This window comes from Brevibacterium sp. OS20, from assembly GCF_056837565.1.
This window is the reverse complement of the sequence record NZ_CM166367.1, coordinates 1,102,130-1,128,268: the sequence shown is the minus strand read 5'-3', so window position 1 is coordinate 1,128,268 and position 26,139 is coordinate 1,102,130. Positions and strand designations below refer to the sequence as shown.

The window sequence follows — 26,139 nt, the reverse complement described above, 5'->3', positions numbered from 1 at the left end:
CGATCCCCCTCATTTCCCGGCGACGGCCTCCTCTCTGACCTTCGGCAGAGGTCCCGGGATGTCGACTTCGATGACGACATAGGCGGATTGCTCACTCAATGAGGCACGGCAGTCCTTGAGGTGTCCGCCGTTGCGAATCGCGACCTCCTTCGCCGTCTCACACGGTTCCCCGGTGGCCAGTCCGCGCACGGCGTCCGCGGCGGCGAGCGCCGCCAGATCCGCGGCACTCTGTGCCCGACTGTGGGCGACGAACGCCTGGCCGAGGCTGCCGATGGCGGTGACGAGGACGAGCACGATCGAGCAGAGACCCACGACGATGTTCGTCATGACGGTCCTCCTCTGTCCCCTTCGAACCGTGCGGTGGCATCCGCGTCGACGGTGTCGAGGAAGAAGATCGCGGCCGGCAGCTCGATCGTGACCGTGACGACCGAGTATCCGCCGTCGGCTCGGACACGGACCGAGGATGAGTCACCGGCGTGCTTCTTCGCTTCGGACACGACGGCGGCCTGTGGTTCGCCGCGGGCGATCTCACGGGCCGCGGACCGTGCCGCGTCGAAGGCTCGCAGCTGGGAGAACCCGACAGCGGCGGCTCCCGCGAGCAGCACGATGAGAAGAACGACAGCCGGCATGACGACGGCGAATTCCGCCGTCGCCGTTCCCGCATCGCGATCCCATCCTCGCTGCCGCTGACGGGAGCGTCCGCGTGCCATGACGGTTCAGCTTCCCAGACCGAGCGCCGAGGAGATGACCCCCGTGATGAGTTCCTTGATCGGTTCGGATTTGAGGACCACGACGAGAAGTGCTGCGAATCCGCACGCGGCCAGAGTGGTGATCGCATATTCGGCTGTGGTCGCTCCGGCGTCGGGTTCCCAGAACTGTTCGATCTCGCTGTGGTCCTCGACCGGTTCCACGTGCCCGGTCGGCGGGTCCTCGATCTGCGGGGACGGTGATGTGGTGGCCATGCTCTCCTCCTTGGCTGAAACCCCGTTCGCACTCTGCGAGCGGACCTTCAGCCTGGGAGTCGGCATGCTGCCGTGTCCAGGGCCGGATTCGCACCTGTGGAAACGTGTTCTGCATCCACAAGCTCACCGTGTGTGAGTGGAGGCGCCGTCCACAGGAAACGGCGTGCGAGTCAGCGCAGCCCGAGCATCAGCTGTTGCCGGCCCAGTCGTCTCTGAGGATGGCCATGATGACTTCGTCGTGGCGCCGGCCGTTGAAGAACACGGCTTCGCGTCGACGGCCTTCTTCGACGAATCCGGCTTTCGTATAGGAGGCGATTCCACGGGTGTTGAACGCCCAGGTCTGCAGCTCGATGCGATTGAGTCCCAATTGGAGGAACCCGTATTTCACGGCCAGTCGCACGGCATCCGAGCCGTATCCGCGACCGTGGAATTCAGGGCCGAGGACGATCGCCAGAGTGGCGGACTGGTTGATGGGATTGCGTCCGTAGAGGGTGACATGGCCGACGAACTCCTCGGTTTCGGTCAGCTCGATGCTGAAGCCGACTGCCTCGCTCGAGATGTTCGCACTCCACTGCGAGAACTGCTCGGACACACCCCCTTCGGGCCGCGGCAGAACCGTGTGATTCTGCAGGACGACGATCGAGGGATCGAACCACCACTGTTCGAGGTACGGCAGATCATCCTCCCTCAGCGGCCGCAGGCGCACGGATCGACCGACGAAGAGATTCTCGGCGTAGTCCTCGGCTTGTTCGACATTGGACAGCTGATTGAAAGGTGTGACCGGTGCCATGTCCCGAGCCTATCGGTCGAGTCTGAAAACCCGGTCACCACTTCAGAAGAACACGGTCGTGAGGTCGGTCAGCAGTGAGATGACGACCGGAACGACAGACAGCAGCAGGAACGCCGGCAGAATGCACACGCCCAAAGGCAGCACCAGCTGCACACCCAAAGAGGCGGCCGCCTCCTGCCGACGCCGACGGGACGAAGCCCGCAGCTCCTCGGCCACTGACTCGATGAGAGGTGCCGGGCCGACGCCGGTGTGTTCGGAGAACTCGAAGACCTCGAGCACCGGCAGCAGGCGATCATCGTCGGCGAGCCTGCGCCCTCCGATCGTCATTGCACGGGCGATCCTCTGCAGACCCGACCGGTCGTCGGTCGCCTCGGCGGTCAGGGTCAGCGCCACGGGAATCGGCAGACCGGAGGTCAGGCAGATCGCCACAAGGTCGAGGTCGAACGCCAGCTGATCATCGGCCACTGCTCCTGCCGTCCCCGACTCCGGCGTTCCCGCCTCCCCGGCAGCCGCCTCGGTGTCGGTGGGAACGGATCGGCCCTCGCCGAGGAGGCTCTGCAGTCTCCCGCGGGTCGGTCCGGACCACAGGAGCACGCCGAGTCCGACGCAGACACCGATGAGCACAATCAGCATGGTCATCTCTGTGCTCTGAGCATCATCGTCCGCATCCACCACCGGCCGGCCCCGTACAGGAGGAGACCGGCACCGATGCTCAGCTGTCCCGGCAGTCCGGTGATGAGTTCCAGAGGGCGGACGCCGATGAGCAGGCCGAGACCGACACCGATGAGCGGCAGCCAGCTGAGCACCCGCACCGTCGACCTCGGTCCGGCCATCGCGATGCGGCGTTCGCGTTCGGCATCGAGGGCGTCCCTCTACGCTGCCGCATACCGGAGGATCATCTCCGCTGCCGGTGCTCCGGAGCGTTCGGACACCGTCCACACGGCGGCCATTCCCGACAGCACGTGAGCGGCGGTCTCCGACAGTCCGGAGCTGCGGGTGGCGATGGCGCGTCCGGGTTCCTCGCCCAGGGAGATGGCTCGTGAGATCGGGGTCAGGACGTCGTTGCGGCGGCTCAGTGTGCTCATCACCGCCTGTGGGGTCATCCCCACCTTGAGCAGGTGGGCGCAGTTCTCCACGGCGGCGATCGCCCACAGACGCTCGGCCTGATCGTCGGCGGTGTGACCGCCTGGGCGAAAGAAGGCACGCACCCCTTTCCGCACCGATTCTCCGCCCTCCCCACGGGGCAAGAGCTCGCGCAGCCTGGAGCCCGGGTCCGGAGGCGCGGCGAGGATGATCCCGGCCGCGATGAGGACGGCGGTGACGACGATCATTGCGCGGACTTCTGTTCGAGCACGGCTTCGAACCGGGCCAGGGCACGCCGATTGACAGTGCCGGCCGTCGACGGCGAGGGGCGACCCCACACCGGTTCCATCACCACTCCCTCGGATCCAGTCCTCGTCGGGATCGCCAATTCCGTGACTCCCCGCTCGGAACCCGTGCGACGCAGATGGATGACGAGGTCGATGGCGGTGGAGAACTGCGAATACACGGCGTCCGGACTCATCTGCGCCAGCGCACCGAGCGCGGCCACCCGGCTGGGCACGGCCTCGGCGGTGTTCGCGTGGATCGTCGCACACCCACCCTCGTGCCCGGTATTGAGGGCCGTGAGCATGTCCCGGACCTCGGCACCGCGGCATTCCCCGACGACGAGGCGATCGGGCCGCATCCGCAGGGCATTGCGCACGAGGTCGGTCAGGGTCACTTCGCCGCCGCCTTCGACGTTGGCCTGACGCGCAGCGAGCTGCACGGTGTGCGGGTGGGTGACGATGAGCTCGCGGGAGTCCTCGACGATGACGATGCGTTGGATCGGTTCGACCAGCGACAGCAGAGCGCCGAGGAGGACGGTCTTTCCCGTGCCCGTTCCGCCGGAGACGAGGATGTTCGCCCGCGAGGTGACCGCCTCGGCGACGAGGGGGCTGATCTCAGCGGGGAGGAACCCTTCGGCGCAGAGCTGGGAATAGGGGAATCCGGCCCGTTTGGGTACGCGGAAGCTGATCGTCGTCGTCTCCCCGGAGATCGGTGGGACGATCGCGTTCATCCGCACCCCGTCGGGCAGACGAACGTCGACATAGGGGGAAGAATCGTCGAGGCGGCGCCCGCCGAGGGCGGCCAAACGCACCGCCAAGGACCGCACGTCCTCTTCGGATCCCAGCGTCAGGTCGAGCAGCTGGGGACCGTCACCTGTGTCGGCGAAGACCTCCCGCGGCCCGTTGACGAACACGTCCGTGGTGCCGGGCACCTCGAGCACGGACTGCAGGGGTCCGGCCCCGGACAGCTGCGCGGACAGCCGGGTGACGAGCTCGAGCAGGGCGGAGGAACCGAGCACGCGTCCGGTGCGCTGGACCGCCTCGGCGACGGCAGCCGTGGTCACCGGCCCCGGATTGTCGAGCAGCGTTTTGCGGACATCGGCGACGAGCGAGGCGTCGAGCCATTCGCTCATTCCACCCACTCCCCCAGCAATCGGTCGACGAGGCGGCCGAGGTGCGCCCCACCTGGGATTCCCTCGCCGCGGTCGACGGCGGCGGACAGGCCCCGATCGTCGCGGATGCTTCCAGCCAGGCTCAGCCCGATGGAATCGGCGAGGAGGTCGGCGTCGAGCCCGCCGGCCCCGGTTTCACGGACGACGAGGCGCACATCCGGGTGGGCTTGGGAGAGCCGCTTGGCCACTTGGGAGGAGGCGACGGCGGATCTGACCCGGGCCGGGGAGACGAGGAGGACATGATGGCAGCGCCGGGTCCACTGGGGTGGGGCGTGGCGGGGCAGATCGACGATGACGAGGTCGAAGGCCTGGCCGGCCGCGGCGAGGAAGTCGTCGAAGACGTCCGGGTCGAGGTCGACGGTGTCGTCTCGCCCCCAGGACAGAAGGGCGAGCCCGTCGTGGCGGGGCAGCGCTTCGGCCAGGGTGGAGGGGCGCAGCTGTCCGCGGGAGGCACTGAGGTCGGTCCATCGCGGACCGGGGGCCTGTTCGGCGCCGAGGACGAGGTCGAGTCCCCCGCCGAGCGGGTCGGCGTCGACGAGGACGGTGCTGTGATCGGCTCCGGCCCGCCGGGCGAGTGCGCAGGCGAGCACGGAGGCTCCGGCTCCCCCGCATCCGGCGACGACGCCGACCGTGGTCCCGGGTGCCGTCGGCGGTTCGACAGCGGCGATCATCCGCCCGCTCAGCCATTCCGCAGCAGCAGGCAGCACGGCGAGCTGGTCGACGCCGAGGTGCGCGGCCCTCGCCCAGGTCGAGGAGGGTTCGTCATCGTCGAGGACGACGAGGATCGTGTCTGCCCGGTCGGTGGCGGGGGCTTCGCGGACGTCTTCTCCGAGGAGGATGAGCGACGCGGACTGCCAGCCTCCGGAGTCGGGAGGCAGGACGGTCAGCGAGATGCCGATGCTTTCGGCCACTCGGGCGCATTCTTCCGTGATCGCACCGAGGTCGGTGATGAGGGCTACCTGCATGCACCGAGCCTGGATCCGCCCGGCTGTCACCGGCCAGGCCGGAGTGCCGCCCTGTGGATGGAACGACGAAGGGGCGCCTCCTGTGAGGTTGAGTCACAGGAGGCGCCCCCAGCGGCAGTCGGCGGCCTCCGTCCACGTCAGCCGCGGTGGGCCGACCGGCCGGTCACATCATGTGGTGCCGGTGGGCACCGATTCGACCGAGGTCTGTCCACAGCGTTGACGCGTGAGTGGATTCCAGTCGGCTCAGCCGCGCTGGATTCCTTCGATATTGCGCAGGATGCCAGTGGTGCTGCCGTCGGAGTCGCGGACCTTGAACCAGGATCCGTTGTCTTCGAGGCTGAGGTACCAGTCGCCGGGGTAGATCGTGAACACCGGCATTCCGGTGGTCTCGTCCACGGCTTCGCGCGGTTCGGGAACGGCGAACCAGAAGGCCTGGATGATGGGGCGTCCACCGTCCTGGTTCTCGGCCTGACCATTGTCCTGATCGGCGTTCCGTCCGTCGTTCGGCGCATCACCGGACCGGTTCTGCCCCGCATCGGCGGGCACCGGCTGGTTGTCGACGGCCGTCTGTGCCATGGTCTCGTCGTTCGACCTCTCCGCGCCCCCGTCGGTCTCCGGCCGGTTGGCGTAGTCGGCCACGGGAACGTATTGAGTCGGCTCTTCGCTTTCGGGAGCGGTGGTCCGCTCCGAGTTGACTGCCGGCTCCATCACAGCGGTCGCCTGTTCGTCGTCGTCCGCGCCCGTCTTGCCAACTGAGGTGGGTTCATCATCTGACACGACCTTGTCGTCGGCCGGGGTGCTGACGACGGTGGCATCGGTGGAGCGGATGTTGGCGTCGTCGTCCGGGTCCTGCACCGTGGTCCCGTCGGTCGATGCCGGGGAATCCGATGGCGAATCGTTCGACGCCGCATCTGCCGAGGCCGCATCTTCCGATGCATTTCCTGTCGAGGCCTGACCGGCATCGGTCGAGGACTGCGCAGCCGAATTCGCGCCGGCGACGTTCGCACCTTCGGCGGCGTTCGTGTCGGACGATTTGGCGTTGACCTTGGAGACCAGGTCGCTGCTCTCGGACGGTGACACCACCGTGGGGGTCTCGTCTGACGTCGCCGAGGCGGCCGTGGACCGGTCCGCGGACGTGTCGTCGTTCGCTTCATCCTTCCGAGCAGCCGACCCGGTGTCGGTCGGTTCCGCACCGGACGTCGAATCCGCACCGAGGGTCGATTCCGCGTCGGACTCCGTTTCGGGAGCGGCGTGGCGGCCACGGCGACGTTCGGAATCCGAATGCGCAGCAGCGACGCCGGCAGCACCGGCACCGATCACTCCGGCGCCTGCGGCAGCGGCCGCGGCGCCCGAGTGTGACATGTCATCGGACTGCCTGGACTGGGCGTCAGACGCTGCAGGCTGGCTGCCCGACTCAACGGCCCGGCTTCCCGCAGCGGCGGTCTGGTCTCCGGTCGCATCGGTCTGCGGCTGTCCGGCTCCGACACCGAATGCCTGAGTCGGTTCGCTCTGCGAATGCTGTGGGGCGTCCGAATCGTGACGACCCAGGTAGGTCTGTCCGTCACCGGTGCTGTGCACCGGTCCGTCGTCCGAGGCCTGGTCGGATGCCACGTCCGCGGATTCGGGCGCAGCGCCCGCGCCCGAGGTGCCGGAAGCGGCGGGTGCGGCGAAGGAGCTAGCCGAACGCTCGGAGTCCTGCTCCTGCGGCGGAGCGTAGGGGCTGGGCTGGTTCTGCTGGTCGGAAGGCTGGACCCGCTGTTCCGGAGCGGCGAACTGGTTCTGCTGTTCCGGACCGCCGAACTGTCCTGATTGACCGAACTGGTCCTGCTGCCCCTGCTGTGCAGGCTGACCCGACTGTCCTGGTCCGCCGAACTGGTCCTGCTGTCCGGGCGCACCGAACTGAGTCGGCTGGGCGGACTGTCCCGGGCCGCTCGGCTGACCGAACTGATCCGGCTGACCGGGCGCCGCCTGTCCCACACCGGCCGGAGCCGCTCCGTAAGGCGCGAATCCGGGTGCACCGGTGCCCGGGCCGGCAGCACCGGGCACATTGGCCACTGGTGCCGGATGCTGGGTGTGCTTGGTGACAGGGCGAGCCTTCGGATGGGTTTCGATGTCCTCGCGGCCGGCGAATTCCTTGGCGAAGAACGGCAGCATCGTGAATACTCCGGCGAAGAACGCGATGAGGCCGGCGAAGAACGTCAGGTACGAACCCACATGCCAGTAGACCGCCGAAGTGAGCAGATCGACGAACACATAGGTGAAGGCGATCGCCGAGAGCACGGAGATGAACTGGTCGAGGCTGAGCGATCCGACTCGCAGTCGGCTGTTGCCGAGCTTGTTGACGAGCACGGCCGCCACGATGAGCAGAATTGTGAGCACTCCGAATACGAGCGCGCCCATATCGGCGACATTCCAGTGCCACAGAGTGGTCGTCTCACTGCCGAGGCCGTAATCGTAACCCCGGTACGGCACGAACAATGCGATGAAGGCGAGCAGTCCGGCGAACAGGAGGAAGAGATCGCGCAGAGTCAGCGGGCCGAGGATTCCCGGGCCGGTCTTCTGCTTCGGCGCAGGCGCCTGACCGAACTGGCCCTGTCCCGGAGCCGAACCATAGGGTCCCGGCGCCGATCCGTACTGACCGGGAGCAGAACCGTACGGGCCAGGTCCCGAACCGTACTGAGCCGGAGCCGAACCATAGGGTCCTTGTGCGGCGGGCTGTCCCGGTGCCGAACCGTAGGGTCCCGGTGCGGAACCATAGCCCGGCCCGGGAGCAGAACCGAACTGCCCTGGCCCCGAACCGTAGGCCGGCGGCTGACCACCAGGCTGCTGCGCGTTCTGGCCCGGGTACTGCGGGGGCTGATCCTGCCACGGCTGTGGCCCGGACCCGGTTGGATGCTGCGGCGAACTCATCGCTGACTCCAGTCGATCTCGGGGAAAAGCTAACAGTGTTTCCGTGTCCGCGCGGGACGGATCCCGACAGACTCTGACCCCATCCTTGCAGAACACAGGCCACCTGTGCACTCATATGCGCATTCTCAGGCACGTCGAAGACTCCTCAGTCCCCCGCCGAGGCGGCCCTTCCGTCGCCGCGTAGCCGTCGAAATCATGTGAGCCATACCACGATAAAAGCACGGTGGCTACCCCCGATTTCCCCGTTCATCGAGTGAAACTGCTCTCCCCAGCCCCCGACCGCAGGTATACAGTGCAACTAGAATTTTCGATCCACCAAGGAAGTCGGAGGGAAAGCATGACCGAAACCGCTGCCGAGCAGACCGAGACGTTTGCCCCACCTGAGCAGTTCGCGGCCGCAGCCAACGTCAAGGCCGATGAATACGAACGCGCCGAGGCGGACTACCTGGGTTTCTGGGCCGAACAGTCCCGTGAGCTCGTCGATTGGCACGAAGACTTCGGCGAGGTCCTCGACTGGACGAACCCGCCGTTCGCGAAATGGTTCGTCGGCGGAAAGCTCAACGTCGCTTATAACTGCCTCGACCGTCACGTCCTCGCAGGCAACGGCGACCGCGTGGCCATCAACTTCGAAGGCGAATCGGGCGACTCCCGCACCTTCACCTATGCCGAGCTCCTGGCCGAGGTGTCGAAGGCGGCGAACACGCTGATCGACCTCGGCGTGAAGACCGGCGACCGGGTGGCCATCTATCTGCCGATGATCCCCGAAGCGGTGATCTCGATGCTCGCCTGTGCCCGCCTCGGTGCGGCGCATTCCGTCGTCTTCGGCGGATTCTCCGCCGATGCTCTGCACTCGCGCATCATCGACGCCGAGGCCCGCGTCGTCATCACCGCCGACGGCAGCTACCGGCGCGCCAAACCCACGAGTCTCAAGCCGGCCGTCGACGAAGCGATCGCCCAGGGCGACACTCCCGTCGAGCACGTCCTCGTCGTCAAGCGCACCGGTCAGGACGTCGACTGGGTCGAAGGCCGTGACCAGTGGTGGGAGGACTCCGTCGGCCAGGCCGGCGACACACACGAGTGCGAATTCTTCGACTCGGAGCACCCGCTGTTCATCCTCTACACCTCCGGTACGACAGGAAAGCCCAAGGGCATCCTCCACACCACCGGCGGCTACCTCACTCAGGTGCTCTACTCGATGAAGGCCGTCTTCGACATCAAGCCCGAATCCGATGTCTTCTGGTGCACCGCCGACGTCGGCTGGATCACCGGTCACTCCTATGTCACCTACGGCCCACTGGCCGCCGGCACCACTCAGATCATCTACGAAGGCACTCCGGACACCCCGCATCAGGGTCGTTGGTGGGAGATCATCGAGAAGTACAGAGCCACGATCCTCTACGCCGCACCGACGGCGATCCGCACCTGCATGAAGTGGGGCGAGGAGATCCCCGCGAAGTACGATCTATCCAGTCTGCGCCTGCTCGGCAGCGTCGGCGAACCGATCAACCCCGAGGCCTGGCGCTGGTACCACCGCGTCATCGGCAGTGAGCGCTGCCCGATCGTGGACACATGGTGGCAGACCGAGACCGGGGCCCACATGATCGCGCCTCTGCCCGGCGTGCTCTCAACCAAGCCCGGCTCCTCACAGCGTCCGATTCCCGGCATCTCCGTCGATGTCGTCGATGATTCGGGTGAGAACCCGGCCGGCCCCGAAGGCGGACTGCTCGTCATCCGCCGCCCATGGCCGTCGATGCTGCGCGGAATCTGGAAAGACCCGGAGCGCTTCAAGGAGACCTACTGGTCGCGGTTCGAAGACACGTACTTCGCCGGCGACGGCGCCCGCCGTGATGAGGACGGGGACATCTGGTTCCTCGGGCGTGTCGACGACGTGATGAATGTGTCCGGTCACCGCCTGTCCACCGCGGAGATCGAGTCCTCGCTCGTCGCGCATCCCAAGGTCGCCGAGGCGGCTGTGGTCGGCGCCGCCGACGACACGTCCGGTCAGGCCGTCGTCGCGTTCGTCATCGTCTCCAACGGCGTCGAGGACTCCCCCGAGACCTCTGAGGAGCTGCGTCAGCATGTGGGCAAGGACATCGGCCCCATCGCGAAGCCGAAGAAGGTGCACATCGTCACGGACCTGCCCAAGACCCGCTCGGGCAAGATCATGCGTCGCCTGCTCAAGGACGTTGCCGAGAACCGCGAGGTCGGCAACACGTCGACCCTCGCCGATGCCTCGGTGATGGATCAGATCGAAAAGTCCGTCACAGGAGCCTGAGCCCCTCGCTCTGAGGCCGAAATCGGATGACCCGTCGGTGACAGACGACCCTGCCGCATAACGGCGGTCGTCCGGATCCGACGGGTTTTCCCGATTCCCCGCCGATTCGCCTTTGGCCGCAGAGCCCGTTCAGACTACTCTTAAGTTAGATTGTCCTCGTTCTCGATTTAGGAGCTCTCATGGCCGAACGGTCCATCAGCGAACTGATCAAAGGCATCAGCGACGATTCCAAAGCGATCGCCGAAGAAGAGATTGCCCTCGCCAAGGCCGAGGCCACTGCCGGTGCGAAGAACCTGGGCATCGGGGCCGGACTGGCCATCGTCGCTCTCTTCCTGCTCTTCCTGTCCTCGTTCATGGTGATCTTCGCCGGTGCGGCAGCATTCCATGAGGGTCTGGGCTGGCCATGGTGGGGCAGCTTCCTCATCGTCTTCGGCATCCTCGCCGTCATTGCGATCATCCTCGTCCTTGTGGCCCTCCCGCTGTTCAAGAAGGGCAACCCGGTTCCCGGCACCGCGATCGGTTCGGCCAAGTCGCTGGTGGCCTCTGTCAAGCGCGCAGTGAAGAATCCCTCGGGACCCAGGTACTGACACCTCTCCCAATCTGAGAACCGCGGCAGATGCGAGAAGCGGCGCCGGACATTTCGTCCGGCGCCGCTTCTCGCATTCACGCTCAGCGTCGCTTCGCGACTCGCTCCTTGGCTTCCCGCAGAACCTGACGTTCCCGTTTCCGTGCCTCGGCCAGCACCTTCTGCGCCTGCCGGACCGCTTTCTGCGCCTCTCGCAGCTTCTTATCGGCCGCTACCGCAGGGTCATCATCGGCGATCGCGGCATGCCCTGCAGCCGCTGCCTCCGTCGCATCATCGGGCGCGGCGACTGAGGTCGCTGCGCTCGAGCCGTCGTTCGCCACGTCGGACACGGCACCTGCCCGCGCGTTCACGATCGCCTCGATGAAGGCCTCCACCCCGTCCAAACCTCGTTCGAGCCCGAAGTCGAAGGGATCGAATTCCGAGGCGAAGACCCCCGCATCGATCGCCTTCCTGAGGAAGGGATATCCATCCTCGGTGATGACGGCGTCGAAGAGACGCTGCTCCCGCGCCGCCACCTCGGCGGCGTCCAAACCGGTCGCTCTGCTCTGCTCCTCGTAGCCTGCCGCAATCAGCCCTTTCCAACGAGCCGCACCGGTGACGAGAAGTGAGACAGCGATCCCCTCCTCTTCGGTCAGACCGGTATCGCGGAGCGCCTCGAGATCGGCTTCCAGCCAGGCCGAACTGTTCGGTGTGATCGGGCTGCCGGTGATCGGCATCGACAGCAGCCAGGACTGACGCGAATAGATCTGTGACTGCGCCTCATAGAGTTCACCGAGTCGTGCCCGCCAGCCGAGATCCTCCTCGCCTGGCTCCGGCGGCAGGCCGGTCGCCTCCTCCTGCATGAGCAGCAGCAGATCGTCCTTCGAGCTGACATAGCGGTAGAGCGACATCGGCGTGTACCCGAGTCGTTTCGCGACCGCCGCCATCGACACCGCCTGGATGCCGTCGCTGTCGGCGATCTCAATCGCAGCGTCGACGATCTTCTCGACGCTCATCTCCCTCTTCGGCCCCCGCTGGGGAGTCGCCGCGACACCCCAGGCCAGTGCGATTCCACTGGGAAGCTGCTCGATCAGATCATCCGTGCTCATGCCGTCAGTCTATATTGTGTATGGCATATATTGCGTGTTAGTGTCATATACAGTTTCTGTCATATACAGACACTTGCTCCGGGAACCACGACTCGTGAGAGGACTCCCATCATGACCACGGAAAGTTCAACCAGCACCGCACAGGACTCAACGGCACCGTCACCGAAACCGACAGGGCACATCGACACGGGTGACGTCCGTTCTCCCGCTATCTCCTTCACACAGGTGGGCAAGCGCTTCGGAACGAAGACCGTCCTCGACGGACTCGACTTCCACGTGCACAGAGGCGAGGTCTTCGCACTTCTCGGCTCCAACGGCGCAGGGAAGACCACATGCATCAATATCCTCACCACGCTCGTCCGCCCTGATGCCGGATCAGTTCGAGTCATGGACGTCGATGTGCGCGAGTCACCCGCCGAGGCGAAGCGGCGATTCGCCGTCACCGGCCAGTCAGCTGCCGTCGATGCCCATCTCTCGACCGAAGAGAACCTCGTCCTCCTCGGTCGACTCTCCGGGCTGAGTCGGAGTGCCGCGAAAGCGCGAAGCCGCGACCTTGCCGAGAAGCTCAGCCTCACAGCCTTCATGTCCACCCGGGTCGCCGCACTCTCCGGCGGTATGCGTCGCCGCCTCGACCTGGCTCTCAGCCTCGTCGTCCCTGTCGAGGTGCTCATTCTCGACGAACCCACCACCGGGCTGGACACCCGCTCCCGGCAGCAGCTGTGGACCGAAGTCAGCGAGCTCTCCCGAGGCGGCGCGACGGTGTTCCTCACCACCCAGTACCTCGACGAGGCCGATGCACTGGCCGACCGGATCGGCCTGCTCGACAGCGGCCGAATGGCGGGTCTGGGCACACCAGCAGAACTCAAGGCACGCATCGGCGAGGACACCGTGTCGATCCGCGGAACAGACGGAACTCAACTGGATGAGATCGCGACCGACGGCACTGTCGCCGGCCTCGCCGCGGCTCTCGAGCCGTGGACTTCCCGATCGCCTCGGGCCTCGGTTTCCCTGCACAGTCCCAGCCTCGACGACGTCTTCCTCGATTTCACCTCGGCCGGCTCACCTCACTGAGCGCTCGATATCCGATCCCACGTCTCCGATCTCCACACCGTCCAGAGAGGACAGACCAATGTCACACAGTCACCCGATCACCGATACCCCGACGACAGCAGCGACCACCGCCTCTCCCCTCCCCCGAGGGGTCTCCCGTACACGCCCTCGCGGGTTCTCAACCGAGGCCGCCTTCATCGGCAGGAGCCTGCGTCACGCTGTTCGCGACGTCGAATCGCTGCTCATGGCCGTCGCTCTGCCAGTGATGCTCATGCTCATGTTCACCTTCGTCTTCGGCGGCGCTCTCGATCCCGACGGCGGCTACGTCGACTACGTCGTCCCCGGAATCATCCTCACCTGCGCCGGATTCGGTGCCGCCTCGACCTCGCTGTCGGTGGCTTCGGACATGACCTCCGGGTTCGTCGACCGACTGCGGACGATGCCGGTGCGAGCGTCTGCCGTCATCACCGGGCACGTGGCGGCGAGCCTCGCAAGGAATCTGTTCGCCACTTCCATCGTCCTCCTCGTCGCCGTCGCCATCGGATTCCGCCCCTCCGCCGGAGTGGCCGAATGGCTGGCGACCGTCGGACTCGTCGCCCTCTACATTCTGGCGATCACGTATCTCTTCGCCGCTATCGGCCTCGCCGCGAAGTCTCCCGAATCCGCCAATGGATACGGTTTCATCCTGCTCTTCCTCCCGTACGTCTCCAGCGCGTTCGTGCCGGTCGAGACCATGCCGAAGTGGCTGGAGGTGTTCGCCGACAATCAGCCGATCACCCCGATCATCGACGCTCTGCGCGCACTGCTCATCGGCACCGAGATGGGCGCTTCCGGCTATCTCGCTGTCGGCTGGTGTCTGCTCATCCTCGCTGTGGCGGCGGTGTGGGCCGCGGTGCTGTTCAGAGCGAAGGCCGGGCAGCGCTGACCGTCACCGGAAACCGCAGTGGCCGAATTCAGAAGTCGATGGCGATGGGAACCTTCTTGTCCCATTCACCGGCCCAGCCGAGATGGTCGAGGGCGAAGTCGAGGATGCCGGCAGTGAAGCCCCATACCTTGAGGACTCCGACGTCGAAGGCCGGGGTCGAGATCTTCAGATCGGGACGGGCGAAGGTTCCGCGGTTGGCGGGGGCGACGAGGTCGGCGATGGCCACCCGATAGACGGAGTAGGACTCCCGCTGATCCATCACCTGGACTTGGCCCGGCTGACGCCAATAGCCGATAACCGGAGTGACCTCGAACTTCGAGACGGGGATATAGAGCGGGTCCATCTCTCCGAGAACTTCGACGGTGTCCGGGGAGATTCCGGCTTCTTCCTCCGCTTCACGCAGCGCGGCGGCCGCCATGGAATCGTCTTCGGGATCACGACCGCCTCCGGGGAAGGCGACCTGCCCGGGATGATGGCGCAGGGTCGCGGCACGCTGGAGAAGAACGATGTCGACATCGGCGACGCCGAGTTCGGCCAGGCGCGATGCTTCTGCTCCTCCTGCCTCGGTGCGAGGCTCTCCCCCGCGCCCGAAGAGCATGAGAACGGCGGCGTCACGGGCGGACTGCTCTGCGGCGTCCTTCTGTCGGCGCAGCCACAGCGGGGACCCGTGCGAGGCGGCGAGATCTTCGAGCTGCCCGCGCAAGGCCCCATCGGCGATCGTCGCCGATTCGGGTGGAAGGTCGGGGATTCGGGCGCTCATCGTCCCTCCTCGGGGACAGCCTCCTCGGCGGGAGTGGCCAAAGGCGCCATTTCGAACCGAAGCATGGCACGTGCCTTGTCCGGGTCGAGTTCCCCGATCCCGAACGATGGGCACAGCGCCGTCAGGGGGCAGGCTCCACAGGCGGGCTTGCGGGAATGGCAGATGCGGCGGCCGTGGAAGATCACCCGATGCGAAAGCATGGTGAGGTCCTTCTTCGGGAACAGGGCCGCGATCTCGTGCTCGGCCTTGACCGGATCGGTCTCCTCGGTCCAACCGAAGCGGCGGGCCAGCCGGCCCATATGTGTATCGACGGTCAGCCCAGGGGTGTCGAAAGCGTTTCCGAGGACGACGTTCGCGGTCTTTCGTCCGACTCCGGCGAGCTTGACGAGCTTGTCCAGCTTGTTCGGCACCACGCCGTCGTATTCATCGACGAGTTCGTTCGCGAGCTTGACGATGTTGCGGGCCTTGGCCCGGTAGAACCCAGTGGAGCGGATGTGCTCCTCGACCTCGATGAGATTGGCCACGGCCAGGGCGTGGGCGTCGGGGAAGGCGGCGAAGAGGCTCGGGGTGACCGAGTTGACGCGGATATCGGTGGTCTGGGCGGAGAGGACGGTGGCGATGAGCAGCTGGAACGGAGTCTCGAAGTCGAGCTCGCACTTCGCGTTCGGATACACCTCGGCGAGGATGCGATGGATCTTCCGCGCCCGGCGAGTCCGGCCCAGCGGGGTCTCCTTCGCGAACTTCCGCGCGCTCTTCTCTGCCACAGTCAACACGACTCACCATCCTAATCCGTGCCCTGTCATTCCGCAGTCATGCCGGTCACACCCGTGAATCATGTTCGCGCCCGGATCTGCGCACCTTGTTCTGGCCGGCTGCGGGAATGGTGTGGACGGGAGTCGTGTTGGGCGGTGCGGGAGAGGTTTTCATACTGATGGGCCACACTCCCGCGTCTTTGCTGGTATCGATGCAGATGACCAGGTAGATTTGTGTGTGATTATCACGACAAGGAGGAACCAGTGGATATTGAAGTGGTGCGGGGCGCGACGCTCTTCGCAGGTCTGGACGATGAAGCCACCAGTGCATTGATGAAGTTCATGAACCCGCGGAGTCTCCGTCGGGGAACCGTGCTCTTCCATGAGGGCGATGCCGGTGACGAGCTCTACATCGTCTCCTCGGGCAAGCTCAAGATCGGCCGTGAGTCCTCCGACGGCCGTGAGAACCTGCTGTCCGTGGTCGGCCCCGGCGAGATCATCGGTGAGCTCAGCCTCTTCGATCCGGGCCCGCGTTCGACCTCTGTCACTGCCGTCTCCCAGTCGGAGCTGCTCAGCCTCAAGCACGAAGACCTCACCACTTGGCTCAACGAGCGTCCGCAGGCCGCGATGAACCTGCTCAAGGCCCTCGCCCAGCGTCTGCGTCGCACAAATGAGACCGTCGGCGACCTTGTCTTCTCCGATGTGCCCGGCCGTGTCGCCAAGGCTCTGCTCGATCTCGCAGCTCGCTTCTCGAAGCCGGCTCCCGACGGTGTGCTCGTCGCTCACGACCTCACTCAGGAAGAGCTGGCTCAGCTCGTCGGTGCCTCGCGTGAGACCGTGAACAAGGCACTGGCCGACTTCGCCGCCCGCGGCTTCATCCGTCTCGAGGCCCGCTCCGTCGTCATCCTCGACATGGACCGCATGCGCAACCGCGCCCGCTGATCCTCCCAGCGACCTCCGGCCGCTGTGGCCGCGTGGACGCCGCGACAAATGGACGCCCCAGCCGATTCGGCTGGGGCGTTCGTTCTGGTCGGGACAGGTGTGCGTCGTGGCCGGCGCTCGCCGTCTCAGGGGCTGTCGCGTGAGGTGTGGGAAGTTTCGTGATCGCGTTCTGATCCAGTCATCGAGTTCAAACTCGATGACTGGATCAGAACCCGAGTCGTGAGTGGTGTGTCATCCAGCTGGACCGAAGATGTTGCGCACCAGGCGCCGCGGCAGGACTCAGGCGTCGTCGGCGGCTCCGGCGTCAGCAGCAGGACTCAGGCGTCGTCGGCGGCGGGCAGGGCGTCGAGGTAGGCCAGCTGAGCCTTGACGATCTGCTCGGCCGCCGACCGTACGCTGGAGTCGACGTCGTGGTAGACGATGTCGCATACCTCTGAGGCCGTCTTCGCCCCCTGCTCCAATGCCGCTTTGACCTGCTCGATGCGTTCGAGTCGGTGGGAACGGTAGTAGTCGATCACCTCGGCGGGGGCGTCGATGCGCTCACCGTGGGCCGGCTCGATGATGGCGAACTCCCCGTCGTCGAGCAGCTCCTTCAATCGGTCGAGGGAGTTCAGATAGTCGCCCAGGGAGCCTTCCGGGTGGGTGACGATCGTCGTCCCCTCCCCCAGGATCGTATCGCCGCTGTAGAGGGCTCCGGAGTGGATGAGGCTGATGCTGTCGCTCGTGTGTCCGGGGGTGGCGACGACGCGCAGAACGTCGGCCGGAGTGTCACCGAAGGCGATCTCGTCGCCGTCGCTGACCGGGTTCGTGTGCCGAGCGAAACGCTCGAGCACGGCATAGACGGGCACGTCGGGGGCCCACTGGTCGATGCTTCCGAGCATCTCAGAATGGTCGGCGTGCTGGTGGGTGAGAACGACCGCCGCCAGGTCACGGTCGGCCACTTCCGCGAGGAAGGCTTCACGATGATCGGCCATCTCCGGTCCGGGATCGATGACAACTGCGGACGTGTCATCCTGGCTGGTGAGCACGTAGGTGTTCGTACCGGTCAGGGTCATCGGGCCGGGGTTGTTCGCACGGATTCTCATGAGTCGTCGTTCTCCTCGTCTGTCGTTTCGTCATCGTCACCGCTGAATGTCAGGAAGCCGGGGTTCTGGTCGGTGTCGGTCTCGCCGACGGCCACGGCCCGGTCGCGCAGGCTTCCCTTGCTGTGGGGGTCCTTGCCCGTGTGGATGACGACCTTCCAGTCGCCGTCGTCATCGACGATCTCCGGACGCAGCGGGTGGAGGTTGCGGATCTGCGCCATGGCCGCGCCCACGGTCGGGACCTCGGCGAGGCTTTCGACGATGATGCGGGCGGCCGCGCCGATGCGGTCGGGGTCTCCTCCCACCTCGGCGATGATCTGGTCGGGGCGTTTCCATCCGGCAGAGGTCTCGTTCGGTGACAGGAAGTCGACGTCCTGGCCGAAGGGCACGGTGGCGATGAAGTAGGTGGTGTCGAACCGGTGCAGCTGGGTGGGGGTGTTGATCCAACGCAGCCACGGTTTGCACAGATCGGGACGCAACCGCAGGTCTCGGTCGCGTAAGACCTGTGACCAGGACACTTCGTTCGAGAACAGCCTCGATCGGGTGGTGTTCCAGTCCGTCTGCGGTGTGGCCACGATCTCCCGGTCGACATCCTCGGCGAGTAGGATTCCGGTGGCAGCGAAGGTGATGCGGGCGGCCGCGGAGAAGTGGTGGAGGGCGCGGGATTTGTTTTCGATGCTCAGCGCACGGGCGCACCGGGCCGAATTCCATCCGGCCAGAGGCAGCTTCCGCACATCACCCGGGCGCAGGCTGCTGGTGGGAAATGCCCACCGGTTGCGGTCTTCGACGCCGCGGGCGTCGAGTTGCCGGGTGATGAAGAGTTCCAGCCCGTCCGCGGAATCCCGGATCAGCACGATCGCCGAGGTGGGGCGCGGGGCCTCCGGGACGGGCCACCGTCCGTCGGACTGCCAGTGGTCAAGCAGCCACCGCAGCTCCGACGAGACGGGAAGAGTGCGTCCGCTAAGCGGCATCGCCTGAGACCTCGACGATGACTTCGACCTCGACGGGGGTGCCCAGAGGCAGAGTGTTCACGCCGACCGCGCTGCGGGCGTGCTGCCCACGGTCTCCGAAGATCTCGCCATAGAGCTCGGACACGCCGTTGATGACGGCTGGCTGCTGGGTGAAGTCGTCGGCGGAGTTGACGAAGCCGGTGACCTTGACGACGCGCACGATCTTGTCGAGATCGCCGATGACTCCGGCGATGGCGGCCAGAGCGTTGAGCCCGGCGGTGCGTGCAAGTTGGTAGCCGGTGTCGAGGTCGACATCCGTGCCGAGGTGACCGGTCGCAGGCAGTTTGCCGTCGACGACGGGCAGCTGGCCCGAGGTATAGACGTAGTTCCCGGTGCGCAGGGCGGGGACGTAGGCGCCGGCTGGTGTGGCGATCTCGGGCAGTTCGAGGCCGAGTTCGTTCATGCGCTCAAGGGTCTTCGACATTGTTCTTCTTTCGGTGAGGGTGGGGTGTCAACGGTCCGGCCGGTTCAGCTCATTCTTTGGGGCGTTTGAGGTAAGCCACGAGTCCGTTGTTGTCGGGACCCGGGACGACCTGCACGAGTTCGTATCCGTCCTCGCCCCACTGGTCGAGGATCTGCTTGGTCGCGTGGACGATGAGCGGCACGGTGACGTATTCCCACTTGGTCATGGTTCTCCTCAGTTGTTGGTGCGGCGCCGAGGCGGTCCGAGTGATCCGGTATGACCAGGCTTTCCTGGTGCGGTCGACGACGCAGGTCCGTTCCCCACACTAGCCCAGACTGGGCACGCTGGGCACCCGTGTTCCGTGGGCGGCGGTCACAGCTGTTTCGCTGCGGCGACACCCGTGAAAGTCAGACAGCGAAGGCGGGGAGGCCCTGGTCCTCCCCGCCTTCACCGGGACGTTCTCCGCCGGGTTCTATCGGCCGGTCACGACCGGCATCTCATCGGCTCAGTTGCCGCCGAGGCCGGGAGCCTCGCCGCCGCCGTCACCGCCGTCACTGCCGCCGTCACTGCCGCCGTTGTTGCCGCCGCCGTTTCCGCCGCCGCCTCCGTTGTTTCCGGAGTTGCCGCCTCCACCGCCGCCGTTGCCGCCGCCACCGGTGCCGCCACCGCCGTTGCCGTGGCTTCCGCCACCGCCACCGCCACCGCCGCCGGTGCCGCCGCCGCCTCCACCGCGGCCGCCGCTGGACGAACCGCCACCACCGCCGGAGCCGCCGCCGGAGAAGTACTTGCTGCTGGGCTTCGGGAACCCGGTATTGCCCTTGGTCTCCTTCACCGCCTGGCTCATGTATGCCTGCCAGGTCTTACCGGAGATGGTCGCACCGTAGATGTGGCCTCTGACGGCGCCGGCGCCGTTGGTGCGCCAGTCCCGAGTGCCCCCCGGATCACCGGTCCAGACCGCAGTCGACAGCGTCTTGGTGAACCCGAGCAGCCAGGTGTGACCGACCTCGAAGTTCGTCGTACCGGTCTTAGCGCCTGCCGGAACTCCGATCTTCAGCGAGCTCGTCGTACCGCCGTTGAACGTCTGAGTCAGCGCGTAGGCGACGCCCTTGGCCACTTCCTTGTCGAGCACTCGCTTGCAGCCTTCGCCAGGCAGGTCGAGCTTCTCGCCTTTGCGGTCCTTGATCTCAATGATCGGCTTCGGCCCACAGAATTCGCCTTCGTTCGCGAAGGTGGCGAACGCCGCGGCCATGGCGATCGGCGTGGTCTCCGTCGTACCGAGAATCGACGACGGTGACAGGGCTTGGATGAAGCCGGACTTGTCCTTGAAGTCGAGCGCCTCTCCGCTGCCATAGCGGATGCCGAGGTCCATAGCGGTGTCCATGACGTCACACATGTTCAGTTGGTTGCCCATCGCCGCATAGCCCGTGTTGACGGACTTCTTCGTGGCCTCCAGCGCGGTCATCGAACCCTTGCCTTCACCGTCGCCGGCGTTGTTCGGGTCCCAGTCTCCGCCCATATTCGGACAGCCCTCGTACTTCCAGGAGCTGGCCGGGAAATTGCGCTTCGTCGCATTGACGGTGGTGTTGAGGCTCTTTCCTTCCTTCAGCCATGCCGTCAGGACGAAAGGCTTCCACGTCGAACCGACTTGGAAGCCGCCGCCTCCGTTGTGCTTCTTGTCGACGGTGTAGTTGATCGAGGTCTTCTTGTTCTTGTCCTTCTTCTTGACCTCTCCCGCGGTGTATTCGCGGTTCTCGGCCATGGCGATGACTTCACCGGTTCCAGGTTCGATCGTCACCAGGGCGTGACCGGCGCCGGAGGGGTCGCCGACGGGGACGCGCTTCTTGATCTCCTTGTCCGCGATCTTCTGGATATCGGGATTGAGGCTCGTCTTGATCTTCAGACCGCCACGTTGGAGGAAGGCCAGGCGTTCGTCAGCCGTGTCGCCGAAGGTGTCATCATTCATAATGACGTTCTGAACATAGTTGCAGAAGAATTCTGCCTTGCTCTTGGCTGCCGAACAGCCGTTCGGTGTCTCATGCAGGTCGAGGTCGAGGTCGGTCTTGACCGCCTTGTCGTATTCCTTCTGCGTGATGTGGTCGTACTTGAGCATCTGCCCGAGCACGGTGTTGCGACGCTTGAGCACCTGGTCGGGGAACCGCTGCGGGTTGAACGCCGAGGGGTTCTGCACGATTCCGGCGAGCATCGCCGACTGCTGGATGTTGAGATCCTTCGCGTGGATGCCCCAGTACCGGTAGGCGGCGGCTTCGACACCGTAGACGTTCGGGGAACCCGAATAGTTGTTGATGTTCATGTAGCGGTTGAGGATTTCCTTCTTGTCGTACTTCTTCTCAACCGCGACAGCGAGTTTGGCTTCGCGCAGCTTACGCGCATAGCCGGCGGTGCCTTCGGACTCCTTCGCCGCAGCCACACCTTCGGAGTCTTCCTCGGCATGCGCGTTCTCTGCCAGCACGTTCTTCACGTACTGCTGGGTCAGCGTCGATCCGCCCTGAGTCGTCGAGGACACCATATTGTGCACCGCTGCACGAGCAATGCCCTCGATGTCGACGCCGCCGTGTTCGAAGTACCGGTAGTCCTCGACGGCGATCGTCGCATTCTGCATATCCTTCGAGATCTTATCCAGCGGGACCTCCTGGCGGTTCTGCCAGTAGAACTCCGCAAGCTCGGACCCGTCGGAGGCAAGCATCGTCGACTTCTCACCGAGGTCCTTGATCTCCAAGGTCGCGGGGAGTGAATCGAAGATCTCGACAGCGCTGTTCGCACTGGCTGTTGCGACACCGACTCCGGGAATGGCCAGACCGGCAGCGACGATTCCCGCCACTGCGCTGACGGCCACGAACTGCATGAACGCGCCCATTTTTGTGGGTGGGGCGTTTGACTCAGGAGACACCATGGTAGCCAGTTTAACGAATTTGCCTTGTGCAAATCTTCAGAAACCGCTGAACAGGTTAGGCCATTGCGACGAGTTCCAAGACGCTGACTTCAGGTCGGCAGGCGAAACGCACTGGTGAGTACGGTGAGAATCCGAGACCGGCGGAGATGGCGACGAGGCTCTTCCGGTACGGAAAGACTCCGCGTGCGCGTGTCCGATCGAGGTCGCAGTTCGTCACCGGCGCACCCCAGAAGGGCACGCGGATCTGTCCCCCGTGAGTGTGTCCGGCCATGATGAGGTCCGCCCCCGCCGAGGCGAACGCCTCCAAGGTCCGCGAATACGGGGCGTGTGTCACGCCCACCTTGAGCCCGGCCTTGGAATCGAACCGCGGATGCTCAAGCACGCCCTTGCCGGGTGCTCCCCCACTCCAACGGATCCGGTCGCGGTCGATATGGGCGTCGCCGAGCCCGGTGAAGTGGATCCGGGTGCCCTTGATCGTCAGGGTCGCCTCGGTGTTGTCGAGGAAATGCCATCCCTGACTACCGGCCGACGAGTCCGACGGGGATGTCGGTTCTTCGAATCCGCGGACGAGGGCCCCAACGTCGAGATCGGGGTTCACTCGGTGTTTGACCTGGGACGGCGATCGCAGATACTTCGCGGGATTCTTCGCCTGCGGCGAGAAGAAGTCATTTGACCCCAGGACGAAGACTCCGGGTGTGTCGAGCAGACCGGAGAAGACGTCGAGGACGTCGGGCACGATATCGGCCGAGAGGTTGTCACCGGTGTTGACGACGACGTCCGGTTCGAGCCGGGTGAGCGCTTTGACCCAGGAGGCACGGTGCTTCTGCCAGGGCGCCAGGTGCAGGTCGGCGACGTGGAGGATCCGGATGGATTCGGCTCCGGCAGGCAGGATCGGCAGGGTGTGGTGGCGGATGGCGAAGAGGTGCGGTTCGATGACCGCACCCCAGATTCCGGCGGCCGTGGGGGCGGCAAGAGCACCGGCGAGGAGAGCGCGCTTCTTCATTCCCCCAACTCTATCCGCTCCCAGAACTACCTGACGGCGGCCCAGCAACCTCGCGCGAGGTTGCTGGGCCGCCGTCAGGTAGCAACTAGGGGGTGGGGATGGGGGTGTTGTGTTCTCTTGCGGCGCGGTGGGCGCGGCGGCGGTGCAGGGATTTCATCCGGCGACCGCCGACGAGTCGGCAGACGACGTAGATGAGGAACGAGATCGTCGTGACGAACGGGCTGATCGGGACCACCGGTGAACCGAGCGCAATGAGGATTCCACCGACCGAGGCGGTCACGGCGAAGATCACGCTGAGCACCGGAACCCACACCGGCGAGGCCGAGAGCTGGGTTGCTGCGGCGGCCGGGGTGATGAGGAGAGCGAGGACGAGGAGGACACCGACGACCTGCACGCTCAGCGCCACCGCGAGTCCGAGGGTGAGCATGAAGACGATGGTGAGCACACTGACCGGCACACCTTTGGCCCGTGCCACCTCGGGGTCGAGGCTGGAGAACATGAGCGGACGCCAGACGATCGCCAACACCACGAGTACTGCCAGCGCACAGATGATGAGGGTGAGGATCTGGCCGGGTGTGATCGCGACGATCTGGCCGGTGAGCAGCCCGAACTTGCTCGCCGCTCGCCCGTCGTAGAGGGCGAGGAAGAGGATCGCCAGTCCCAGGCCGAAGGGCATGAGGACGCCGATGATCGCGTTCTTCTCCGAATCCTTGGCCCCGCCGATGCCGATGATGAGAGCCGCGACGACGGACCCGACGATCGACCCGGTCACGACGTCGAAGCCGACGAGCAGGGCGAAGGCAGCACCGGCGAAGGAGAGCTCGGAGACCCCGTGGACTGCGAAGGGGATGTCCCGAGCCATGACGAAGACACTGATGAGGCCTCCGACAACGCCGAGCAACGCCGCGGCGATGAGAGAATTGGCCAGCAGCGCCACGAGCTCGCCGTAATCCTCGAAGGTGAAGAGGTTGGCAAAGATCTCAGGAATGCTCATCGGTTCACCACCGTCCCGTCGAGGTCGAAGGAGTCATCGGGCAGGTTGTGGTGGTCGACGCATTCCTCTTCACCGCCGACGACGACGAGGCGGCCGCCGACGCGGACCACTTCGACCGGAGCACCGTAGAGGCGGGACAGCGATTCGGTGGTCATCACCTCGGCGGGGGTGCCGATGAGGAAATGCCCGCCGACGATATAGAGCACCCGGTCGACATACGGCAGGATCGGGTTGATCTCGTGGGTGACGAAGACGACGGCGGCATCGCGTTTGACCCGCTGTTCGTGCAGCAGCGCGGCCACCACCTGCTGGTGGTGCAGGTCGAGGGACAGCAGCGGTTCGTCGCAGAGCAGCACCGTGGGATCGTTGGCCAGGGACTGTGCCACACGCAGTCGCTGCAGCTCACCGCCGGAGACCGTGCCGGCGGGGGCGTCGGCATAGTCGGTGGCGCCGACGGAGGCCAAGAGGTCTTCGACCTTCTTCTTTCGCCCCCGGGACAGCAGGCCCATCCCCCACCGGTGACCGTCGACGCCCATGCGCACCAGATCGCGGCCGCGCATCGGAGTGTGCGGATCGATTCCGCGCTGCTGCGGAATGTAGCCGATGGCGGGATTGCCCTTGTGCACTTCCCGACCGCCGACCTCAGCGGTGCCGGCCGACAGTGCATTCTGTCCCAGCAGCACCTTGAGCAGGGAGGTCTTGCCGGTGCCGTTGGGGCCGAGCACGGCGAGGAACTCCCCGGGCGCGACGTCGAGGTCGAGATCGTGCCAGAGCACACGCGGGCCGAACCGCAGTTCGGCATCGCGCAGTCGAATCACCGGCTCCCGTCGCGTTGCCGGTGCGGAAGCGTCGGATTCCTTGGCCATGTTCAGTGCTTGTGCCCTTCGAGTGCGGTTGAGATTTCGGTGATGTAGCCACCCATCCAGTCGGCGTAGTGCGTTCCCGAAGGCATGGTCTCGGCGAGGTCGACGACCGGGACGTCGGAGTCCTCAGCGGTGGACTTCAAGGCCTCTGCCTGCGGACCTGCCGCTTGAGTATTGTATCCAAGCAGCACGGCATCTCCATCGGAGATCTGCTTCTCCGCGGCCTTGAGCACCAGCGGCGGCACATCATTGCCCTCTTCGACCGCGGCGAGGAACTCCATCGAGGTGACGTTCTCGAGTCCCATATCGTCGAACAACCACAGCGGAATCGGTTCGGTCGCAGCGACCTTCTCGCCGCCGTGTTCCTTCTTCACCGCATCGATATCGTCCTGCAGGGCGGTCAGCTGCGCCTTGTACTCTTTCGCGTTCTCCTCGAACTCGCCCTGATGTTCCGGCAGGGCCTCGCCGAGGTGGGTCGCCGCCTCGTCGACGAGCTTCGTCATCGTCGGGACCGAGTACCACAGGTGTTCGTTGAATGATCCGTGATCGTGGCCTTCGTGGCCCTCTTCATCGTGGCCTTCTTCGGCATGTTCATGATCATGTGCCTCCTCGTCTTCGTGAGCGTGCCCGCCGCCGTGGGCTTCCTCGTCGTCATGACCCTCACCGTGTTCATGGTCGTGGGGCTCGTTGCCGAGGCCTTCCGAGCCGGGCAGGCCCGAGATCGAAACGGTATCGATGATGTCGACGTCAGTACCGGAGGCATCGAGCATTCCGGTCATGAATGCGTCGTAGCCGCCGCCGTTCTGTACCACGAGGTCGGCCTTCGACAGTTTGAGTCGATCCTGCGTGGTCGCCTCGTAGGAGTGAGGATCCTGGTTCGGATCATCGATGATCGGGCTCACCTCGGCGAAATCGCCGGCGACTTGGGAGACGATGTCGGCGTAGACGTTGGTCGAGGTCACCACGCGCAGTGCCCCGGTGTCGGCTTCGGAGGCCTGTCCCCCGCAGCCGCTGAGGACCAGCGTCGCCGAGGAGGCGATGGCAGCGGAAGTGAGAAGAATGCGCGAGGAGGTCATGAGGAGCCTTTCTAAGGCATCGAGGATGAAGCAACATCGTCGACGATACTCAGATCAGAGGCCCGCCACTAATATAAATATTTATATATAGCAACGCTTTTATATGTTCTGGCCACTTTCGACACTTGGCACCCATACCGTCACCCGAGGTCCGCTCGTTCAAGGCGGAGCGCACTTTTCGCTCCGTGTACCGCGTGCAATCTGCGGTTGCGCTTGAACAAGTTCGACCGGCGTGCGGGAACTCTGGATAAAC

At 65.3% G+C, this 26,139-nt stretch carries 27 protein-coding genes; 5 read left to right on the top strand and 22 right to left on the bottom strand.

Features of this window, described 5'->3' with window-relative positions:
- Positions 1-9: 9 nt before the first annotated feature.
- From ACVZTU_RS04865 to ACVZTU_RS04820, 10 genes are all read right to left on the bottom strand, one after another.
- Positions 10-327, bottom strand: a complete 318-nt coding sequence (locus ACVZTU_RS04865; RefSeq protein ID WP_139468699.1) for an Rv3654c family TadE-like protein — start codon at positions 325-327, stop codon at positions 10-12.
- Positions 324-710 (bottom strand): TadE family protein, encoded by a 387-nt coding sequence (locus ACVZTU_RS04860; protein ID WP_139468700.1) that lies wholly within the window; start codon positions 708-710, stop codon positions 324-326. The genes ACVZTU_RS04865 and ACVZTU_RS04860 overlap by 4 nt, the downstream gene beginning before the upstream one ends.
- 6 nt (positions 711-716) lie before the next feature.
- On the bottom strand, positions 717-962 hold the full coding sequence (locus ACVZTU_RS04855) for a DUF4244 domain-containing protein (RefSeq protein ID WP_139468701.1): 246 nt from the start codon (positions 960-962) through the stop codon (positions 717-719).
- A gap of 187 nt (positions 963-1,149) precedes the next feature.
- Positions 1,150-1,752, bottom strand: a complete 603-nt coding sequence (locus ACVZTU_RS04850) for a GNAT family N-acetyltransferase (protein ID WP_139468702.1) — start codon at positions 1,750-1,752, stop codon at positions 1,150-1,152.
- Between the two features lie 42 nt (positions 1,753-1,794).
- On the bottom strand, positions 1,795-2,391 hold the full coding sequence (locus tag ACVZTU_RS04845) for a type II secretion system F family protein (RefSeq protein ID WP_229664004.1): 597 nt from the start codon (positions 2,389-2,391) through the stop codon (positions 1,795-1,797).
- Complete coding sequence (locus ACVZTU_RS04840) at positions 2,388-2,585, bottom strand: hypothetical protein (protein WP_482401525.1); 198 nt, start codon at positions 2,583-2,585, stop codon at positions 2,388-2,390. Before ACVZTU_RS04840 ends, ACVZTU_RS04845 begins: the two co-directional genes overlap by 4 nt.
- 39 nt (positions 2,586-2,624) lie before the next feature.
- Positions 2,625-3,083 carry a hypothetical protein gene (locus ACVZTU_RS04835; protein WP_482401524.1) on the bottom strand — a complete coding sequence of 153 codons (459 nt, stop codon included), beginning with the start codon at positions 3,081-3,083 and terminating at the stop codon, positions 2,625-2,627.
- Positions 3,080-4,252: a TadA family conjugal transfer-associated ATPase gene (locus tag ACVZTU_RS04830; RefSeq protein ID WP_376906121.1), complete on the bottom strand. Its 1,173-nt coding sequence runs from the start codon at positions 4,250-4,252 to the stop codon at positions 3,080-3,082. Before ACVZTU_RS04830 ends, ACVZTU_RS04835 begins: the two co-directional genes overlap by 4 nt.
- Positions 4,249-5,256, bottom strand: coding sequence for a septum site-determining protein Ssd (gene ssd, locus ACVZTU_RS04825; protein WP_181270926.1), 1,008 nt, complete (start codon positions 5,254-5,256; stop codon positions 4,249-4,251). The genes ACVZTU_RS04830 and ssd overlap by 4 nt, the downstream gene beginning before the upstream one ends.
- 243 nt (positions 5,257-5,499) lie before the next feature.
- On the bottom strand, positions 5,500-8,166 hold the full coding sequence (locus ACVZTU_RS04820) for a hypothetical protein (RefSeq protein ID WP_482401523.1): 2,667 nt from the start codon (positions 8,164-8,166) through the stop codon (positions 5,500-5,502).
- Positions 8,167-8,503: 337 nt separating this feature from the next.
- Between ACVZTU_RS04820 and acs the strand changes: the two genes are divergently transcribed.
- Together acs and ACVZTU_RS04810 are read left to right on the top strand one after the other, a co-directional pair.
- Positions 8,504-10,441 carry an acetate--CoA ligase gene (gene acs / locus ACVZTU_RS04815; RefSeq protein ID WP_482401522.1) on the top strand — a complete coding sequence of 646 codons (1,938 nt, stop codon included), beginning with the start codon at positions 8,504-8,506 and terminating at the stop codon, positions 10,439-10,441.
- 179 nt (positions 10,442-10,620) lie between these two features.
- Positions 10,621-11,028: a phage holin family protein gene (locus tag ACVZTU_RS04810; protein WP_039211350.1), complete on the top strand. Its 408-nt coding sequence runs from the start codon at positions 10,621-10,623 to the stop codon at positions 11,026-11,028.
- Between the two features lie 82 nt (positions 11,029-11,110).
- On the opposite strand, the gene ACVZTU_RS04805 is transcribed toward ACVZTU_RS04810, so the two are convergent.
- Entirely contained in the window at positions 11,111-12,115 is a 1,005-nt protein-coding gene (locus tag ACVZTU_RS04805; protein WP_482401521.1) for a TetR/AcrR family transcriptional regulator, read from the bottom strand.
- A 111-nt stretch (positions 12,116-12,226) separates the two neighbouring features.
- On the opposite strand from ACVZTU_RS04805, the gene ACVZTU_RS04800 reads away from it, so the two are divergent.
- The gene (locus tag ACVZTU_RS04800) at positions 12,227-13,186 is read left to right on the top strand and encodes an ABC transporter ATP-binding protein (protein ID WP_482401520.1); all 960 of its coding nucleotides are present in this window, start codon (positions 12,227-12,229) and stop codon (positions 13,184-13,186) included.
- A 58-nt stretch (positions 13,187-13,244) separates the two neighbouring features.
- Positions 13,245-14,090: an ABC transporter permease gene (locus tag ACVZTU_RS04795; RefSeq protein WP_139468710.1), complete on the top strand. Its 846-nt coding sequence runs from the start codon at positions 13,245-13,247 to the stop codon at positions 14,088-14,090.
- 28 nt (positions 14,091-14,118) lie between these two features.
- Here ACVZTU_RS04795 and ACVZTU_RS04790 read toward each other — a convergent pair whose 3' ends face one another.
- A complete protein-coding gene (locus ACVZTU_RS04790) occupies positions 14,119-14,850 on the bottom strand; it encodes an NUDIX hydrolase (RefSeq protein ID WP_259357050.1) in 732 nt (243 codons plus the stop codon).
- The gene (nth, locus tag ACVZTU_RS04785) at positions 14,847-15,623 is read right to left on the bottom strand and encodes an endonuclease III (RefSeq protein ID WP_139468712.1); all 777 of its coding nucleotides are present in this window, start codon (positions 15,621-15,623) and stop codon (positions 14,847-14,849) included. The genes ACVZTU_RS04790 and nth overlap by 4 nt, the downstream gene beginning before the upstream one ends.
- A gap of 243 nt (positions 15,624-15,866) precedes the next feature.
- Here nth and ACVZTU_RS04780 point away from each other — a divergent pair, with 243 nt between their 5' ends.
- The gene (locus tag ACVZTU_RS04780) at positions 15,867-16,544 is read left to right on the top strand and encodes a Crp/Fnr family transcriptional regulator (RefSeq protein WP_101545702.1); all 678 of its coding nucleotides are present in this window, start codon (positions 15,867-15,869) and stop codon (positions 16,542-16,544) included.
- A gap of 317 nt (positions 16,545-16,861) precedes the next feature.
- Here ACVZTU_RS04780 and ACVZTU_RS04775 read toward each other — a convergent pair whose 3' ends face one another.
- From ACVZTU_RS04775 to ACVZTU_RS04735, 9 genes are all read right to left on the bottom strand, one after another.
- Positions 16,862-17,629 carry an MBL fold metallo-hydrolase gene (locus ACVZTU_RS04775; RefSeq protein WP_139468713.1) on the bottom strand — a complete coding sequence of 256 codons (768 nt, stop codon included), beginning with the start codon at positions 17,627-17,629 and terminating at the stop codon, positions 16,862-16,864.
- The gene (locus tag ACVZTU_RS04770; protein ID WP_181270935.1) at positions 17,626-18,597 is read right to left on the bottom strand and encodes an NUDIX hydrolase; all 972 of its coding nucleotides are present in this window, start codon (positions 18,595-18,597) and stop codon (positions 17,626-17,628) included. The genes ACVZTU_RS04775 and ACVZTU_RS04770 overlap by 4 nt, the downstream gene beginning before the upstream one ends.
- The gene (locus ACVZTU_RS04765) at positions 18,587-19,060 is read right to left on the bottom strand and encodes a RidA family protein (RefSeq protein ID WP_139907182.1); all 474 of its coding nucleotides are present in this window, start codon (positions 19,058-19,060) and stop codon (positions 18,587-18,589) included. The genes ACVZTU_RS04770 and ACVZTU_RS04765 overlap by 11 nt, the downstream gene beginning before the upstream one ends.
- 49 nt (positions 19,061-19,109) lie before the next feature.
- Positions 19,110-19,265 (bottom strand): Sp36 family protein, encoded by a 156-nt coding sequence (gene sp36, locus ACVZTU_RS04760; protein WP_009883339.1) that lies wholly within the window; start codon positions 19,263-19,265, stop codon positions 19,110-19,112.
- Positions 19,266-19,544: 279 nt separating this feature from the next.
- Positions 19,545-21,902, bottom strand: a complete 2,358-nt coding sequence (locus ACVZTU_RS04755; protein ID WP_482401519.1) for a transglycosylase domain-containing protein — start codon at positions 21,900-21,902, stop codon at positions 19,545-19,547.
- A gap of 103 nt (positions 21,903-22,005) precedes the next feature.
- Complete coding sequence (locus ACVZTU_RS04750; RefSeq protein WP_139468717.1) at positions 22,006-22,953, bottom strand: metallophosphoesterase; 948 nt, start codon at positions 22,951-22,953, stop codon at positions 22,006-22,008.
- A gap of 85 nt (positions 22,954-23,038) precedes the next feature.
- Complete coding sequence (locus ACVZTU_RS04745) at positions 23,039-23,947, bottom strand: metal ABC transporter permease (RefSeq protein ID WP_172173965.1); 909 nt, start codon at positions 23,945-23,947, stop codon at positions 23,039-23,041.
- Positions 23,944-24,813, bottom strand: coding sequence for a metal ABC transporter ATP-binding protein (locus tag ACVZTU_RS04740; protein ID WP_482401518.1), 870 nt, complete (start codon positions 24,811-24,813; stop codon positions 23,944-23,946). The genes ACVZTU_RS04745 and ACVZTU_RS04740 overlap by 4 nt, the downstream gene beginning before the upstream one ends.
- A 2-nt stretch (positions 24,814-24,815) precedes the next feature.
- Positions 24,816-25,886 carry a metal ABC transporter solute-binding protein, Zn/Mn family gene (locus ACVZTU_RS04735; RefSeq protein ID WP_420097676.1) on the bottom strand — a complete coding sequence of 357 codons (1,071 nt, stop codon included), beginning with the start codon at positions 25,884-25,886 and terminating at the stop codon, positions 24,816-24,818.
- Positions 25,887-26,139 lie beyond the last annotated feature (253 nt).